General features: G+C 59.7%; 15 protein-coding genes. 8 read left to right on the top strand and 7 right to left on the bottom strand.

Going from position 1 to position 16,973, the window contains the following annotated elements; genetic code table 11:
• Positions 1-35 precede the first annotated feature (35 nt).
• Positions 36-320, bottom strand: coding sequence for a hypothetical protein (locus tag A15D_RS12810; RefSeq protein ID WP_102792275.1), 285 nt, complete (start codon positions 318-320; stop codon positions 36-38).
• Between the two features lie 197 nt (positions 321-517).
• Here A15D_RS12810 and A15D_RS12805 point away from each other — a divergent pair, with 197 nt between their 5' ends.
• Positions 518-829 (top strand): hypothetical protein, encoded by a 312-nt coding sequence (locus tag A15D_RS12805; protein WP_102792274.1) that lies wholly within the window; start codon positions 518-520, stop codon positions 827-829.
• 342 nt (positions 830-1,171) lie between these two features.
• On the opposite strand, the gene A15D_RS12800 is transcribed toward A15D_RS12805, so the two are convergent.
• Positions 1,172-2,356, bottom strand: a complete 1,185-nt coding sequence (locus tag A15D_RS12800; RefSeq protein WP_233192232.1) for a BamA/TamA family outer membrane protein — start codon at positions 2,354-2,356, stop codon at positions 1,172-1,174.
• Positions 2,357-2,439: 83 nt separating this feature from the next.
• Between A15D_RS12800 and A15D_RS12795 the strand changes: the two genes are divergently transcribed.
• Positions 2,440-3,996: a phospholipase D family protein gene (locus A15D_RS12795; RefSeq protein ID WP_102792273.1), complete on the top strand. Its 1,557-nt coding sequence runs from the start codon at positions 2,440-2,442 to the stop codon at positions 3,994-3,996.
• On the opposite strand, the gene A15D_RS12790 is transcribed toward A15D_RS12795, so the two are convergent.
• Positions 3,993-4,214 carry a serine protease gene (locus A15D_RS12790; protein ID WP_102792272.1) on the bottom strand — a complete coding sequence of 74 codons (222 nt, stop codon included), beginning with the start codon at positions 4,212-4,214 and terminating at the stop codon, positions 3,993-3,995. The genes A15D_RS12795 and A15D_RS12790 overlap by 4 nt on opposite strands.
• 197 nt (positions 4,215-4,411) lie before the next feature.
• Here A15D_RS12790 and A15D_RS12785 point away from each other — a divergent pair, with 197 nt between their 5' ends.
• The 4 genes from A15D_RS12785 to A15D_RS12770 are packed head-to-tail and all read left to right on the top strand — an operon-like array spanning position 4,412 to position 8,709.
• Entirely contained in the window at positions 4,412-5,176 is a 765-nt protein-coding gene (locus tag A15D_RS12785; RefSeq protein ID WP_233192231.1) for a DUF3348 family protein, read from the top strand.
• Positions 5,173-7,386, top strand: a complete 2,214-nt coding sequence (locus A15D_RS12780) for a DUF802 domain-containing protein (RefSeq protein ID WP_102792270.1) — start codon at positions 5,173-5,175, stop codon at positions 7,384-7,386. Before A15D_RS12785 ends, A15D_RS12780 begins: the two co-directional genes overlap by 4 nt.
• Positions 7,386-8,036, top strand: coding sequence for an OmpA family protein (locus A15D_RS12775; protein ID WP_102792269.1), 651 nt, complete (start codon positions 7,386-7,388; stop codon positions 8,034-8,036). The genes A15D_RS12780 and A15D_RS12775 overlap by 1 nt, the downstream gene beginning before the upstream one ends.
• A complete protein-coding gene (locus A15D_RS12770; protein WP_102792268.1) occupies positions 8,029-8,709 on the top strand; it encodes a DUF2894 domain-containing protein in 681 nt (226 codons plus the stop codon). The genes A15D_RS12775 and A15D_RS12770 overlap by 8 nt, the downstream gene beginning before the upstream one ends.
• A gap of 322 nt (positions 8,710-9,031) precedes the next feature.
• On the opposite strand, the gene A15D_RS12765 is transcribed toward A15D_RS12770, so the two are convergent.
• Entirely contained in the window at positions 9,032-9,838 is an 807-nt protein-coding gene (locus tag A15D_RS12765; protein WP_102792267.1) for a DUF2059 domain-containing protein, read from the bottom strand.
• A 54-nt stretch (positions 9,839-9,892) separates the two neighbouring features.
• Positions 9,893-11,938 carry a BCCT family transporter gene (locus A15D_RS12760; protein ID WP_102792266.1) on the bottom strand — a complete coding sequence of 682 codons (2,046 nt, stop codon included), beginning with the start codon at positions 11,936-11,938 and terminating at the stop codon, positions 9,893-9,895.
• Positions 11,939-12,079: 141 nt separating this feature from the next.
• Between A15D_RS12760 and A15D_RS12755 the strand changes: the two genes are divergently transcribed.
• Both A15D_RS12755 and A15D_RS12750 read left to right on the top strand, forming a co-directional pair.
• Complete coding sequence (locus A15D_RS12755) at positions 12,080-12,904, top strand: RNA polymerase sigma factor (RefSeq protein ID WP_102792265.1); 825 nt, start codon at positions 12,080-12,082, stop codon at positions 12,902-12,904.
• A gap of 61 nt (positions 12,905-12,965) precedes the next feature.
• Complete coding sequence (locus A15D_RS12750) at positions 12,966-13,754, top strand: hypothetical protein (RefSeq protein ID WP_102792264.1); 789 nt, start codon at positions 12,966-12,968, stop codon at positions 13,752-13,754.
• Between the two features lie 671 nt (positions 13,755-14,425).
• Here the strand turns inward: A15D_RS12750 and A15D_RS12745 are convergent.
• Both A15D_RS12745 and A15D_RS12740 read right to left on the bottom strand, forming a co-directional pair.
• The gene (locus A15D_RS12745) at positions 14,426-14,773 is read right to left on the bottom strand and encodes a hypothetical protein (RefSeq protein WP_102792263.1); all 348 of its coding nucleotides are present in this window, start codon (positions 14,771-14,773) and stop codon (positions 14,426-14,428) included.
• Positions 14,774-14,851: 78 nt separating this feature from the next.
• Positions 14,852-16,912, bottom strand: coding sequence for a caspase family protein (locus A15D_RS12740; RefSeq protein WP_158245811.1), 2,061 nt, complete (start codon positions 16,910-16,912; stop codon positions 14,852-14,854).
• Positions 16,913-16,973: the final 61 nt, after the last annotated feature.

Raw genomic sequence — 16,973 nt, 5'->3', positions numbered from 1 at the left:
CTCACAGCTCACAGCTCACAGCTCACAGCCGCCCGTCAGTTCGCCCCATAAAGATCATTGTTGAGATCCATCAGATCCCGATCCATCTGCTGCCAGTTTCCCTGGCTGCTATCGCCGTCCATACCGGCCAGTTCGTGATATTCATCAATCCGTTGCTGCAAATCCATCAGCACATCCTGCAAAGCAAGGCGGTGACGCTCCGCTTCGGTGTTGGTATCGCCGTTGGCGCCCACCCCGATTTTTTCGATCTGCACTAATTCCGCTTCCAGCTCATCCAACTTGCCTTTGATATCGGCAATCATGCTCTTCACAGTTTCCATAATCGCACTCCGTGTTTCGATCAGGATTCGATGATGAACCCGGTTTCAGAGTGACCCCATTTCACAAACGCGGTCAACCTGCAAGGATGTAACGGCTTATTACGTCAGACAATCGGTCAGAAAAGTCGTTCACAAGATGGCCGCCCTGTTCGCTTTTCGCTACATTGAACCCACTCTCATCACCGTGACGCATAACCATGAAAAAAACCCTGCAACGGGCAGAACTGCTCAAGGACATGATTCAGGAAGCCATCGAAGACGGCGCCACCACTGTGGAAGACGTGCACCAACACATCGCCGGCCTGCCTTTTGATGCACTGGAAAAACTCGGACTCTTTGAAGAACAGGCAGGTTCCTTCAAGGAAAAACAACGCAAGACCATCGGCATGGTCTACGACACGATTCGCAAGGTAAACCAGGAAATTGGCAGCCTGATCTCCGAACAGTTTGCGGCCCTGGAAGACGCCGAAGAAGCCAACCGCAATATGGATAAAAACCGCGAAGACTAGGGAACCTCTGAATAACGCCTTGCGTGCTCAGTCTTTCAGGCTGGTTCGCCCCCTCGGCCAAGGTAAAGAGGGGCACGGTTTTGAAGGTGTATGCCCATCCATCGGCTCTTCACCTTCGAAGGAAGCGCAACAACGAGTGCGGGCCAGCCTGGAAGACCCGAAGGGCGCGGCCTGAAGCGCACATCTGCTGCGCCTTGCCTCCAGGAAAGGGAACCACCCTTACCGTCGAGACAAGACACAACAGCTGCACGCTTCAGGACACGCTGAGCATGCAAGGCGTTATTCAGAGGTTCCCCAAGCTTCAGCAGGCGACATCCTTTCGCCCGCAAGAGAACTCCACCCTCACCAGCTTGAGCCTGCCTGGATATACCAGGCAGTGTCTTCAGGCCCACGCGCCACATCAATTCCCATGGTCATGCCGTAGCGGCGCGCCATCAGATAACGGAAGCCCGCACCGTAGTTATTGGCCACTTCCGCCTCGGACAATTCACTGACACTTTCCGCCGCCCGGCCACCGCCCGCAAAGGCATTGAACCGCCAACGCATGCTCGCCTTCCAGGTGGCCTCCACTTCCGCCACTGCGACAGCCTTGCCCTGATAGCGCACCGCCGGGATGCCACGCAAATCCACATAGGGCAGTACATACGGCGGTAGATTGGCACTGTCGCCAGCATCAACACCGTCATACTGCAGTCGCAGGGCAAAATTGAAGTGCGAATTCGCGTTCCAGTAATTCAGGCCTTCCAGCGTATAGCTGCCATAGTTCAGATCACTGCCAATGCTGTCGCCATACCAGACGTAATTGGCGGAATAATACAGCCCGTTTTGCGGCGCCATCGGGTTATCCCTGGAATCATATTCCGCCAGCACCCCCAGGCCAGAGGTGCGAATCTTGTTGCCCAGATGGTTATCCAGAAACTGGTTTACCGCCGCATTCAAGCGAGGATTGGGAAGTTGGATATCTTCCGCCAGATCCAGCTCGACCTGCCGGAAAGTTTGCCGCACCCCCACCATCCACGGGCTGCCAGCCAACCGGAATTTCAGCTCCTGCACCGCCGCCGGCCCCTTGAGATTCAATTCCACCGGACGATCAATGGAATGACCGGCAAAGGTATAAAAATCCAGATTCAGGTCCGGCACCAGAGCAAAGCCCCGATAACGAATCGTGTCATTACGCCAGAACCCGAGGTGCCCCGCAGCCGCACCACGGGTGCCATTTTCTGTGGCAGCCAGCCCCAGCATGCTGATGTTGTTGGGCAAGATAGCGGGGGCATCACCTTCCACCCGCATTTTTTTCTGTTCTTCACTTTCATGGAAGAACACCCCCACAATCCCCAACCCATTACCCACCGCCGGTTCGGTGATCACCACCGGTATCGGCATGAAGCTCATGGGGAGCTCCGACAAAAAGCGGCTGCCGTCCAACATGCCGTCTTCCGGATCAATCATGTAGTCGTGAAAAAAATCGGCCCGGGCTGCCCCTGAAGCAACGACGACACAGGCAAGCATCGCAACACGCTTGAACATTCTGGACTCCCTTCCCCACCGGAATTGAAATTTAGCGCACACTGGGCTTTGATAATCGCAGACTTGCCAGATAAAAACACATCATGCCTCTGCAAATTCGCCACTCTCTTGCCTTGATCCTGGTATTACTGTGTACGGGTTGTCACTCCCATGGGCAATTCGACATGGCCAGCCGTCTGCAGAGCGACAGCCTGCCAGCGCCGCAGACTGGCCCGCTTGCCGATGCAACGCAGGCGCTGCTGGCCGGCCATCAGAACGAAACCGGGCTGTACCTGCTGCGTGACGGGTTGTCCGCCTTTGTCGCCCGGGTCGCCATGATTGAAGCCGCCCGCTCCTCGCTGGATCTGCAGTACTATATTTTTTCCTCTGACGTCAGCGGCAGCCTGATCATCAGCAAACTGCTGGAAGCCGCAGACCGTGGCGTGCGGGTACGCTTGCTGGTGGACGACATTGGCACCCCCATCAGCAATCCGCTGGTCTCTACCCTGGCCCAGCATGACAATATTTCCATCCGGATTTTTAACCCGGTGGCCGGCCGTGCCGGCGTGTCGCGCTCCCTGCAGCTGGCCTTCGGTTTCTCACGCACCAACCATCGCATGCACAACAAGCTGATGCTGGCCGATCACACCCTTCTGCTCACCGGTGGCCGTAACGTGGCCGATGAGTACTTCGCCAACAATGAAGTGGACTTTCAGGATATCGACGTGATCGCCATCGGCGATGTGGTCAGCGACGGCTCGGCCAGTTTTGACGAGTACTGGAACAGCCCGGTATCCGTACCGGCCAGCACCCTGCTTGATGCGGACGATGCCGACATGGATCTGCCCGCCCTGCGACGTGCGCTGGCGGACTTTCTTCATGAACAGCGAGACAGCGAATTTGCTCGCGCCCTGGCGGATTCCACGCTGGGGCAAGCCCTCCTTTCCGGCGAAATCCCCCTTGCCTGGGGCGACGCCAGCTTTCACGCCGACCCGCCTTCCAAAGCCTACGCCCGCGATGAGACACCACAAGCCGATTACCTGGGCAACGTATTGCGCGACCAGCTGAACACCAGCGACGGTCGCGCCTGGCTGACCTCAGCGTATTTCATCCCCGGCGAACAAGGCGTCGACTACCTGGCCAGCCTGGCGCAAAAAGGCATGGATGTGCGCATTCTCACCAACTCCCTCAGCACCACCGATGTGGCCGTGGTACACAGCGGCTACAGCCGCTATCGCCAGCCCCTGCTGGAACAAGAGGTAAAACTGTGGGAGCTACGCTCAGAGGCCGGGCAACAACAACGCATTCACTGGTTCAAGGGCAGCTCACGGGCCAGCCTGCACGCCAAGACATTCGTCTTTGATGATGACCGCACCTTTATCGGCTCGATTAACCTGGACGGCCGCTCCCTGATCCAGAACACCGAGGTCGGCCTGCTCATTCACAGCCACGCGATCAACCAGCAGCTCAGCCAGGTATTCGAAGACTGGATCCACGGCGAATCGGCCTGGCAGCTCAGTCTGGACAACGAGGGCAACCTGCTCTGGCAAGGCGTCAACGGCGACCAGACCATTGAGCTCGATCACGACCCGGAAACCTCGTCCTGGCAACGCTTCAAGGTCTGGGCCCTCTCCCTGCTGCCGATTGAATCGCAGATTTAGGGAGCGTCCGTTTCGGTACACCAGGCCTGAAACGCCTCGGGGGTTGCCTCGAAACCGCGCTCCTCGGCCAGCTCCCAGGAACGCACGCATTCCGCCACCCGTGGGCACCACTGGTATCCCCCGGAGCCCAGACAGCCGTGTCGGTCCCGATCACCACCCGGCGGACTGAAACAGCCCGCCAGCACGCTCACCAGCAGCCACACCAGCCCCGCTTTCATTCGGTTTATCCCTTGCACCCGCCACCTCGTTCGCTCTGATCCTGTCTTTGACCTGACCTGTCCCCGCGTCCGGATGGTCAGCACACTGCCCAGCCAACCGACAGACGCATTATCATCGTACCCCTTTCCCGATTAGAATGGGCGGCTCGCCGGCGCGGCGCCCCGCCCCGGCACCCGGTTTCATCAACGGATACTGCATGCAACGGACGCACACCGCCCCACAATCCGCTCCCGCCAGCCGCCTGGTCCAGCTTCTGCAAAACCTGGACAGCAAAGCCGTGCGCGCTGGCCATGGTGACTTCGCCGAGCGGCTGGGGCGACTGTTCGACCTGTCCGATGCCATCTCGCTGGACGGCGCCACCCGGCATACCCCATCCGGGCCTTTCACCGCCAACGATGACCTGCCCGAACAACTGCAGGCCGACCTGCTGCGAACCCGTCGTGCACTGCTCGACTATATCGGCCGCAGCTTCGCGGGCGAAAAGGCAGCATCCATTGTTGCCCTGCCGCCCCTGCGCGAGGATGCCGGCGCCGAAAAGCGCCCCAGCTTCGGCGCCTACGAGCGGTTTTATCAAGCGCACCAGCGACAACTGATTGCCGGGCTCACCAATCTGCGGCTACGCTGCCGGCGCCTGCTAGCCGGACACAGTGAGCCCCTGGCGCATCTGGCTGAAATCGATGCGGTCATGGAAAGCAGCCTGACCGCCTGGGCGCGCCAGGGCTTCGCGGCCCTTTCCGGTGTGCTGGAGCAGCGCTACCGCCTGCTCTGGCAACAACGGGACCCCTTCCACACCCCCGCGGACTGGCTTGGCCCCCATGGCTGGCTGACCCAGTTCCGCCGGGAATTGAAAATGCTGTTACTGGCCGAGCTGGACGCTCGACAGGAACCGGTGCTCGGCCTGCTGGCCGCCGCCCGCGACGCCTGCCCGGCCAGTGTGAACGAGGAAAGCCCCACCCCATGAAACGCTTTTTGTTTGCCGTTCCCTTTGTGATCGGCGCCATCGCTGTCGTGTGGATTGCTGCCACCTTTATGCGTCACCCGGTCGCTCTGGCCGTGACCCTGATCATTGCCGCCGTCTATGCCATGGGCTTTGCCGAGTTGTTGCGATTCCGCCGCAATACCACCCGGCTGGACCAGCGCCTGGAAGACCTGCCCGACAGTCGCGACAGCCTGCGCCACTGGCTGCAAAGCCTGCCGGCGTCCCTGCGTCATGCCGTGCAACGCCGCATTGATGGCCACCCCGCGCCTCTGCCCGGGCCAGTACTGACCCCCTACCTCACCGGGTTGCTGGTGATGCTGGGGCTGCTCGGCACGTTCGTGGGCATGATCGTTACCCTGCAGGGTGCCGCCACAGCGCTGGACGGCAGCAGTGAGCTGAGCGCCATCCGCAGCGCCTTGTCCGCCCCGATCTCCGGCCTGAGCCTGGCCTTTGGCACCTCCATTGCCGGGGTCGCGGCCTCCGCCATGCTTGGACTGACCGCCACCCTGTGCCGTCGCGACCGGCTGCTGGTCTCGCGCAAGCTCGACAGCCTTACCGATACCACCCTGCACGCCTTCTCGCTGGATCATCAGCGCGAAGCCGCCTATCAGGCGCTGCATCAGCAGGCCGAATCCTTCCCGGCGCTGGTGAACGCCCTGCAAGGGCTGGCCGGGCGCATGGAACAACTGGGTACTGACCTGAGTAACTCCCTGACCGGTAACCAGCAACAGTTCCACGCCAACCTGGAAGAGCAGTACCGACAACTGGCCCTGTCCGTGGGCGACTCCCTCAAAAACACCCTGGCCGACAGCAGCCGCCTGGCAGTGGAAAATCTCCAGCCGCTCATGGAGCAATCCCTCGCCAGTCTTAGCCAGCAAGTGGAAGGGACACATCAGCGCCTGACAGAACTGACCCAAACCCAGCTTGGCGAACTGACCCGCCAGTTCCGCGATACCACTGAAGCCGCCGCCCAGCACTGGCAGCAAGGGCTCGATGCCCACCAGCAAACCAGCGCCCGACTGGTGACAGACATCAGCACGTCTCTGGCCGAGCACCACGACCGTTTCCGCGATAACAGTGACGCCCTGCTCGGCGCCCTGCGCGATAGTCAGCAACAGCTGGCCAACAGCAGCGCCAGCACCCTGGAAGCCGTGGCCGATCGCTTCCAGAGCGCTAGCGAGCAAAGTCTGCATCAGTGGCAACAACAGCAAGACAAGCAACAACAGGTTGCCCGCCAGCTGCTGGAACAGACCCGCGAGCAACAACAACAACTGGCCGGTGAACAGCAGCAGCAGCTGGCGCGCATCACCGACCAGTTCCAGCACAGCGTGCAGCAGGCCGCGGAGCAATGGCAGCAGCACGGCGAACAGCAACAAGCCAGCGGCAATGCCCTGATCGGCGAGCTGCGAGAGACCCTGCAGCAGCACCAGCAGCATTTCCAGCAAGGCACCACCACCCTGCTGCAAGGGCAGCGCGAAGGGCTCGATCAACTGGTGGCGGGTATTCGCGACGAATTGCAGGCCCTGCGCGATGCCGAGGCCCAACGGGCCGGCGCAGCCAGCGACCGCCTGGCCACCCTGGAAGCCACCGTCAGCGAGCACCTCGCCCGTCTTGGTACCGCCCTTGAAGCCCCTATGACGCGCCTGATCGAAACCGCATCGGAAACCCCCAAGGCCGCCGCCGAGGTCATCAGCCGCCTGCGCGAAGAAATGACCCGCAGCAGCGAGCGGGACAACGAGCTACTCGACGAGCGCCGCCGCATCATGGAAGAGCTGGACACCCTGCTCAGCAACCAACGCGACACTGCAGGCGCTCAACGCGATGCCATTGAAACCCTGATCACCCGCGCCAGCGACACCCTGGCCCAGGTGGGCGACACCTTCACCCGTCAGGTCAGCGAACAGAGCGAACGCCTCAACGAGGTGGCGGGCGATGTCACCGGCAGTGCCGCAGAAGTGGCCAGCCTCAGCGAGGCCTTTGCCACCGCGGTGCAGCTGTTCAGCGACAGCAACGACAAGTTGCTGGATAACCTGCAGCAAGTGGAAGCCGCGCTGGAGAAATCCGCCGCCCGGGCAGACGAACAGCTGGGCTACTACGTGGAGCAGGCCCGTGAAGTGATCGAACTGAGCATGGCGTCCCAGAAAGAGGTCATTGAGGCGCTCGGCGCCCTGTCCTCCGCCGAGGCCAGCTGATGGACGAGTTGCACGACAACGACGCCCAGGCCTCCCCGGTATGGGCCATCTTTTCCGACCTGATGGCGGCGCTGGTGGGCATCCTGGTGCTGGTGCTGGTGTGGGTCATCGGCATTCAGCTGGAACTCAGCCAGTCACTGGAACAGGAGAAAGCCAAGCGGCTGGCCGAAGAACAGCGCCGCCTGGCGCTGGAGCAGGCCCTGGCGGATCCGCTGGCGAGCGGGCGGGTTACCTTTGAAGATGGCCGTATCGGCATCAGTGGCAGCGTACTGTTCCAGCTCAACTCCGATCAGCTGCAAGCCGAGGGCGTCGCCCTGTTGCAGGACCTGGTCAAACCGCTGCAGGTGTACCTCAGTCAGCACAACCAGATGTTGATGGTCAGTGGCTTCACCGACGACCTGCCCATCCAGCGCGGTAACCGGCGTTACGAAGATAACTGGGGGTTATCCGCCCAGCGTGCCCTGACCGTGACCCGCACCCTGATCGACCAGGGCATGCCCGCCGATCAGGTGTTTGCCGCGGCCTTCGGCCCGCATCAACCTGTTGCCCCCAATGACAGCAACGCCCACCGGGCCAAGAATCGACGGGTGGAGCTGACCACCGTGCCGCGCCGCAACACCGAGCCGGCAAACGGGGACAACGATGGCTGATACGGCAACGCTGCAGGCCCTGCTTGACCACATTGCCCAGTGGCAGGAGAACGGTGCAGATCACTTCGACCCGGTGCGCTTTCGCTTTGTGCAGCGCCAGGGCGAACGCCTGCAGCAACAACGCCATTGCAGTGCTGCCAGCCTGGCCCGGCTGTCGGCAGCGGTGAGCGAGTATCAGCAACAACTGGACGCCGCTACCCGGGAAGCGGAAACCTGTGCAGACCACCCGCTGGCATCGCCACAGGAGCTTCGCCATTGGCTCCGCCAACAACGTCGCCCGGATACCCGCACCCCGTTGGCCGCCCTGCGCGAACACTACAGCCAACCGGAAGCAGACACTGGCCATCCCCGCGACCCGCTCACCGCGCTGTTACACGCTCAGGAAAGTGATCTGCTGGACGACAGCCCCGAGCCCGCCCAAGCCCACACGCCACAGCGAGAACTGAAAGCCCTCACCCGTGCCCGCCGGGGCCAGCAACAACAGCGCAAGCGCCAACGCATTGACCTGGCCCTGACCCAGACTCCCAGCGACGCCGGCCCACTCAATTCCCATCGCCTGGTCACCAGCGCCATCCGCACCCTGCAGACCCTCTCACCGGCCTACCTGGAGCATTTCGTCAATTACGTGGAAACCCTGATGGTGCTGGAAAAGGCCGGCAAGAAACGCAGCTAGGGAACCCTTTCACCTGCCAGCGCAGCAAACACTATCGCCAGCAGGCTGGCTCCCACATCCCCCCCTCTGCAGGAGCTATGCTTGCATAGCGATAACGAGCCTCAGCGAGGCAGGCACTCAGGCCGGGTGACTTGCTTGCTGTGGAAGAGTCTAGTGTGCAGCAACACTTGCCAGCGAGTGATTCTCGCCACCCTATAGACGCCCACAGGCGGGGCAATGAGCGTGGGAGCGGCCGTCCGACCGCGATGGCCTTACCCGGCTTTTTATTCGCGGTGGAACCACCGCTCCCACATTGGATGGCGGCAGTTGCTGAGGCGCAGACTTACTCCTCTGCCAGGCCGGCAATATAATCCTCAAACACGAGATCCAGCCCTTCTCCCAGACCGACCTTGATCGCCTCGTTGAACTGTCTGGCCGACGGCGTAGACAGAAAATCCAGATAGCTGTCCAGCTTGTCGGCTTCCAGTTCCCGGTACGTATGGGCAAAAGACAGCATCACCGTCTTGCGAGTCTGCTCGGTAAGCAGCGCCCTGCGTTGCTCGAAGAACGCCTCCACATCCGAGGTATCCACGGGCTGATCCGGGTTGTGTAACTTACGCACCTGAGTCTGAGCGGCAATCAACATGCGCTTTTGCAACGCCATGTTGTAATCCGTCAGGTGGAGCAAGGCATCAAACTGCGCCGCTTTTTCCATCATCGGCTCATTCGACAACAAGGCAGTGGCATTCTGCATCATGGCCTGGCGCGACGCCGGGGAGGCCGCCTGCACTTCCATCTCAGTAATACGCTTGCCCAATGGCGACTGGTACCACAGCAGCAGGGTTTCCAGCTGGTCGTCTTGCACCGCCGCCGACACTGCCTCGAACACCTGCTGGTAAATCACTTCAGGCAGAAACGATTCCTTCGCCACATGAAGCATCACCTCGCCGCGCTCGGCATCCACATCCTGGGCCGACTGTTGCGCCTGCTCCAGACCGGCAATCACCGAGTCGGTAAGGCCAGTAATCTGCCCCTCAGCCCCCGCCAGATTCAACAGCCTCGCGATCTTGTCATCGCGCTCATCTGCCAGCGCATGGCCAGCCAGCAGTGCCAGCATCAGCCCCCATACCCAAAACCACGGTTGTTTCATTTTTGTCCTTTATGTAAATGAGTTAAACATTGATGCGGCGTTTCGAAAGGCGATCTATGGGTCGCCCGGTTTGTCCGTGGCAGGATGCAGCAAGTCATCGTGCTCTGCCATCTCCCAGGGCAACTTGCCAGGGGTACTGTCCAGGAAGTGCAGGTAGTTACCAAACTGATCCAGCACATCCTGAATGATGTCGTTGCCATCATAGCCATACACATCATAGGAACGACCACCCCGGCGCAGGAACACCTCGGCCCGACAGTATTCCTTTTCCGATTCCGGCCCGGCCTTGCCCGCATAGGCAAACTCGGGGATCGGGTTGGTAATCAGGCGAATGTCATAAATGAAGCCCACATGGCCATCGCGATTGACGACCAGCTCGGCGCGCACCAGGGATTCATCAAACTCTACCCCGGCATCCCAACCGGCCTTGCGCAATTCGTCCACCACCTCTTTCAGGCTTTCCATGGCAGTGCCGCGAATAAAGGTTTCGACTTCGTCACGAGTCGGGTAGCGAATCATGGCGGTCAAACGATGGCGCCATTGAGAGCCCGTCATATTCCGCATGGTGGCCATATGAGCCTGCAGGCTCACTTCCCGGTGCTTCTCGATCACCAGCGCACGCCACATCCCCACTGCCGCGAGAATGATCACCACCGCAAACGGCAGCGCACTGACAATGGTCATGGTCTGCAGCGCACTCAACCCGCCCGCCAGCAACAGCACCGACGCAATCACCCCTTCCAGGGACGCCCAGAAAATCCGCTGCCAGGCAGGCGTTTGCAGCACACCACCCGACGCCAGTGAATCCACCACCAGCGAGCCAGAATCCGACGACGTGACAAAGAAGGTGATGATCAACAACACCGCCAGGAAAGAAATAAACGTAGACCAGGGAAGCAGATCAAACATCTGGAACAAGGCCACCGCCTTGTCTGCTTGTACCTCTTCCACCAGCACCGTCACACCCTGGTTCATGATCATGTTGAGGGCGGTATCGCCAAAGACCGAGAACCACAAGAACGTGAAAATGGTCGGGACCAGCATGACCCCCACCACAAACTGGCGAATGGTGCGACCACGGCTGATCTTGGCAATAAACAAGCCGACAAAAGGCGCCCAGGCGATGGTCCAGCTGAAAATAAACAGGGTCCAGTTACCAATCCAGTCGCTGTGGGTGTAGGCCTGCAGATTGAATGTCCGCTCGACAATATTGCTCAGGTAACTGCCGGTGTTCTGTACAAAACTTTCCAGGATATGAATCGTCGGCCCCACCACGAACACAAACGACATCAGGGCAATCGCCAGCACCATGTTCAGAATCGACAGGCGCTTCACGCCCTTGTCCATGCCCGCCACGACTGACGCGGTGGCAGCCAGGGTAACCAGGGCGATCGCGGTAATTTGCACCCAGGTAGCCACCGGCACATCCCATAAATAATTCAGCCCGGCATTGATCTGCGCCGCAGACAGCCCGAGGGTGGTGGCAATTCCGAACATGGTGCCAAGAATGGCGAACACATCGATGGCATGGCCTATGGGCCCATGAATCTTGTCGCCGATCAGCGGATAAAAGGCCGAACGCATGGACAGGGGCAAGCCGTGACGGAAGGCAAAATACGCCATCACCAGCCCTACCAGGCCGTAGATCGCCCAGATATGAAACCCCCAGTGGAAGAAGGCAATCTGCATGGCCTGTTTGGCGGCATCCACGGTTTCCGGGGCGCCCACCGGCGGCTCGGCGTAATGCAGCACCGGTTCAGCAACGCCAAAGAACAGCAATGCAATGCCGTAACCGGCTGAGAACAGCATGGCGAACCATTCAGGAAAGGAATACTCGGGCTCACAATGATCCGGCCCCAGCTTGATATTGCCCCAGGAGGTCAACGCAATGCCGACGATAAAGATGAAAAACAGCGCCACCACCAGCATGTAGAACCAGCCAAACGTTTCTGTGATCCAGCTTTGCGCCTGCTGGAACAGCTCGCCGGCCGCTTCCGGGTCGCTAATGGTACCGATGATCAGCAGCAGCGAAACAATCACCGCCGGCAGGAATACCGGGACCAGAATTGTGGAGTTTCGCATTATTCCCTTCTCAGCCATCTCTCTTCCCTGTGTTGTTCATGAATGAAAGACCATGCTCGTTTCTACCCTATAGAGTTTTTTTCAAGGCTACTACCGGCCTTAACAGGATTTCATGCTTCCCGTGTTTATGCTTGAATCAGCCTCTGGGGAAAAAGGAGAATGGCTGTTACTACGTCAGCAATGGACACAGACTGGCCTGGCATCGTGTTCAGCGAACAGACACAGGGCCGGATACGCGCCCTGTGCGAACGACGCTTCGGCCATACCACCGATGCGGAAATCGCCAGCGACTACGTGCTTGAACATTTGTGTGAAAGCGACTGGAAGCTGTGCCGGAAATTTACCGGCAAATCTCGCCCGGAAACCTATCTGTACACCCTTTGTAGCAACCTGGTGGAGGAATACGCCCGCAAACGCTTTGGCCGTATCCGCCCGCCCGCATGGCTGCAACAGCTGGGGGACGCCTGGCTCACGCTGTGGAAGTTCATCTGCCTGGAACGCCAACCGGTCCCGGTAGCCATCGAACGTCTGGCCGGTCAGGACGAAACGTTACGTGACCCTGACACCCTTGAGCAGATGGTTCGCACCATCAAGGGGAAACTGCCCTGGTGTGGACAACAAACGGGCGAGGTCTCACTGGAAGAGCACTATCAGGAACCGGACGCCAACGACACCGCATCCGCTGACACACTCGAACCCTTGTTGCTTCTGCTTCATCAACTGATTCTCGATGAAGAACCCGCCCGGCCAGCCAGCCAATGGCAGAGCACAGAGACGCTGCACGCAGTTCGTGCGGCACTCCGCCTCACCGATGAACAACGCCTGATACTGCGCATGGCCCATGTCGATGGCATCAAGTTCAGTGCGATTGCCCGCACGCTTAACCTGCCAGCCCATCAACCTGCACGACAGGCGAAACGGGCTGTGGCCCACATACGGGAAGTACTACAGGCGCACCACTTGCTGCCGGAGGACTGGCAATGATGTCCGGTTTCTGCGTTCATCCAGGGCAACTGTCCATCTCAGTAGTCAGGGGTAAGCGACTATGAAAGAACACACATCCAGCAAACGGCAGGGGGAGTACCTGAGCCGTATTGCTCTGGCGTTATCGGAGCGCCCCACTCTTCAGGGTACGCCACCGGATGATGAGGACCTGGCGGCCTTACTGGACAATTTGCTGGACCCGCAGCGCCGTGCCGAGGTCATCAGCCACCTTGCCCATGACCCTGCGTTGTACCGTCGCTGGCACCGATTACTCAACGATCAGGACCTGTGGGTCGAGCACAACAATGTGCTCAACCTGTCGAGCGCCACACGCAAACCTCGGCGCTGGTGGCAACCGGCCGGCGGCCTCACCGCAGCGGCAGCCGCGCTCTTTGCTGGGTGGCTGGCACTGAAACCCGGCATGGATCCGCTGACACTGGATCAGGCCTATCAGCAATTTTCTCCCGAGCTGAGCAGTTATCTGGATGAACAACCCAACATGCGCGACCTGCCCGTTGCACAGCCCGACGACATCAACGAAATCCTCGCCGGAATCCACGATGGGCAGCAATCCCAAGGCGTACTGAGCAGCTTTGCCGGCATCGGCAAGGCCCAACTGGCCCTCGCCAGCGAACACTACCGCCAGCAGTTCGGCGAACAGCTCACCGTCCGCCATGAGTGGGGCCGCTGGCTACTGCTTAGCGATGCCCTCTGCAACACGGCGCCCGACAAACTGGAACAGCTCACCCGCCCCGCAGACATCGACGGCTTCGCCCCGCTGCCGGAAAGCGTCAGTTGTGATGACGTGACCACGCAGCGCAACGAGCTTCAGCAACGGTTGACGCGATAGCACAGTCACTGCTGCCCAAGCACAAGTAGCTCCCCGTAGGAGCGTCGCTCGCGGCGCGATCACAAGCCAGGACCAAAGCCCTTTTCACCACAGAGTTCACAGATCCACAGAGAAATTTATTGTTCTAACTCAATGATCTCTGTGCCATCTGTGGTAACAGTCGCCTTCAAGGTTTGGATTATCGCGCCGCGAGCGACGCTCCTACAGCAAGATCAGGCGCATTTTTTGTGACTGATCCTGCCTTCCAAAAAACACGACAACACCTGCAGGAGTGATCGTTCGCTATGCCCTCCGGGTACGACCACGATTCGCGGTGGAACCAACGCTCCCACAAAGCTGCTCCAGCTTCTCCTCGCAAGTTGCCCACCCCGCAGAAGCGTCGGTTATTCGCTGCGCCCGCCCTTCGGGCCGCCCTGCGGGCGTTCCTTCGCTACGCTCGGTGACGGCGCGATAACGAACCAGGATCTTTTCACCACAGAGGTCTCTGTGGCCTCTGTGGTGAAACTACCTTTGTTGTTTTTGTGGGAAGTTCAGCAAGCAGAATCTCCCACCGGACATCCATTTCTCCAAAGGCAAACTAAAACGTTAGGGGCAGCACATTCTCGCAATTCCGCGATAAAAAAACCGCCTGAAAAGGCGGTTCTTTTTACTTCACCATCCATTGGACGGGGCTACTTGGCGGGCTCCATAGCACCGCCCTGCGTCTCATGGGCTTCACTGCTGAAGTCCAGTTTGTCATCCTTACCCATGTACTCTGGCTTGCCTGCATCACCACCTGCGTCCAGGGCATCACCTTCCAGAGAACGGGTATTAACACAGCGCTGGATGTAACAAGCCTGTCCCCAAGGGGTGCGAATTGCGCACTCCTGCAATGCAATACTCACCGCAGTAGAACGTGAGCTGGAGCTACCCCACCCCCAGGCAGAGGGGCTGGCTGCATCACAGCGCCAGGCCAAAGCAGGGCTGGATGCCAGCCCGAGTGTCGCCATAATCGCAAAGGTTCCGACCATTTTTTTCATAACACTTCCTTCCTTTTAAACATTATTTTTAACCTTGTTTTCTCACCTTAAGCACAGAAAAACCGCTCGCGATGCGGCCTAGTGACTGACCTGCCAAGTAAAAAGATTCAATCCTGATGACTGCGGCGGCTTGCTGCTACCGAGGCCCCGGGTGGTGACATTCAGTGGCGCCTGCTGCAGATAGCCCAGGTTGCTGTTAACACCATTGCCGGGCTGACTGCTTACCAACAGATGCTCCATACCCACGGTTTCCACATTCACATCCCACTCAAAGTTCAGCGACTCGCCACTGGCCAGACGATTGGGCTGGCCGCTGTCCGGGTACAGCTGGGTGATACCGTACTGACTATCCACGAACAGGATGCTCACATCCTGGGGCTGACGACCTTCGTTGGTTACGCTGAACAGGATGCGGTCACCCTCGGTCAGCACCGGCTGGCCATTCACCGGAAACTCGCTCTGCTCACCATCATGTTCAATGCGGAAACTCACCTTGAGCTGCTGCTGGGCACCGGGCAGGTGCTGCACGCTGGACATCAAGCGGGTGACGTTCGCGATCTTGCTCAGGCCGCCTTGCAGGACCGCCAGCTGGCGATCCTTGCTGTCCGGCAATGCCAGGTTGAGCAGGCGTTGCGGCAGACGGGTTTCGGCACAAACCTTGCGCGCCGCTTCTGCCAGCTGCTGCTCTTCGCAGGGCAGGCTCTGATCTGCCTGCAGGAACCACAGCTGCTCATCAAACTCGCTGACCAGAATGTCGGCGGCATCCAGTGCCGACACCTTGATCCCGATGCCAGACTTCTCGATTTCTGCCAACGCCTTCTGCAGGCGCTTCTCGTCCTTGTTGCTCATGGAGGCGGATGGCAACAGGGCCACGTTGACCTCGGTCGTCAGCACCGGCTTTTCCAGTCGTACGTACAACGTTGCCGGCCAGTCCTTGCTTTGTTCTTCCTCCGGCATGGCCCAGCTACGCACCGGGGTAGCACCATCCAGCCTCACTGTGCCGAGCGCGTTCTTTGCCTTGCCTACCGGCGAATCGTAGATCGTCACCGTGGCCCCCGTGCCCAGCAGCGACAGGGAGCCCGCCTGAATATCCAGCTTGCCGTTCTTGAAAGTCGCAAAGTAAGACGGCTCTGCCGGGGCATCGTCATTGAATACCGGACGGCTCATGTCGCTGGCACTGAATAACGGCTGGGTCGCCTGCCACGGCAAGCTCTGGTAACGGGACAGCACCTGCTGGGCCAGCTGCTGATAGCTCAGCTGCGGGTTGGCCCCAAGCACTTCCATCAAGGTGTAGGTAAAAAGGCCATGAAAACGGCGATCCGGCGCCCCGCGAGGCAGTTTCATTTCCGGTGTGGTCTCTGCACTCTGCGCCGCAGAGAAGGCAATCAGCTCTCCCCGCTTGCGCGGCGGCTCATCTTCCGGCGTACCGCTGAACACCTCTCCCAGGAAACCCCGCGCCCGGGTCTCGGACACCATGGGGGAGGGACGGTGAATTAATGGTGCGTCGGGAATCCCCAGGACCGCACTGTCCACACGGCGGTACTTTACCTCCGGCATGGCCGTTGCCCCCCGGGTCATGGTGCCGGAATGACAACTGTCAAACACCAGCCACACATCGGCCCCGCGATCACGAATACGGTCGACATAGTGGGCGATTTCATCATCCAGAATCGCGTTCTTTACCGAACCGATATAGCTGTCCCATTCCGCAGCATCGGTGGGCAAAAAGATTTCATCCAGCCCGTCGGGCTCGGTATTGTCCGTAGCCTTTGCCGGCTGGCGGCTACCATGACCGGCGAAATGCAGGTAATAGAAATCATCTTCGCTGGCAGATGCAGACAACCGCTCCAGCGCCGCCAGAATATTAGCCCGGGTAGGCAGGGTCTTGCCTTCTGCAGTAATCAGCTGCTCGATATTGTCCTGCTTGAATCCGCGCTGGCGCAGCATGGCTTGCACGATTTCAGCATCATGGGCAGGGCCATCCAACTGCAGCGAGGCCGGCAGATTTGGGTAATCCGCCACCCCTACCAGCAAGGCATGCCTGGCAGCCTGTACCGGTGACACCAGCATGCCACCCGCCAACATCGCGCCGCACAGCCACTTCCCGGTTCCCGATAGCGTCATTGTTCCTGCACCCATACTGTCCATTGCTGTTGAATTGGGATGGCCAGCAAGCCGCTTTTCGACAGCAATGAAGATT

It is taken from the genome of Alcanivorax sp. MD8A (assembly GCF_002888555.1).
Classification (GTDB): Bacteria; Pseudomonadota; Gammaproteobacteria; order Pseudomonadales; family Alcanivoracaceae; genus Alcanivorax.
The sequence above is the reverse complement of the archived record's forward strand: the minus strand, read 5'-3'. Positions and strand labels throughout refer to the sequence as shown.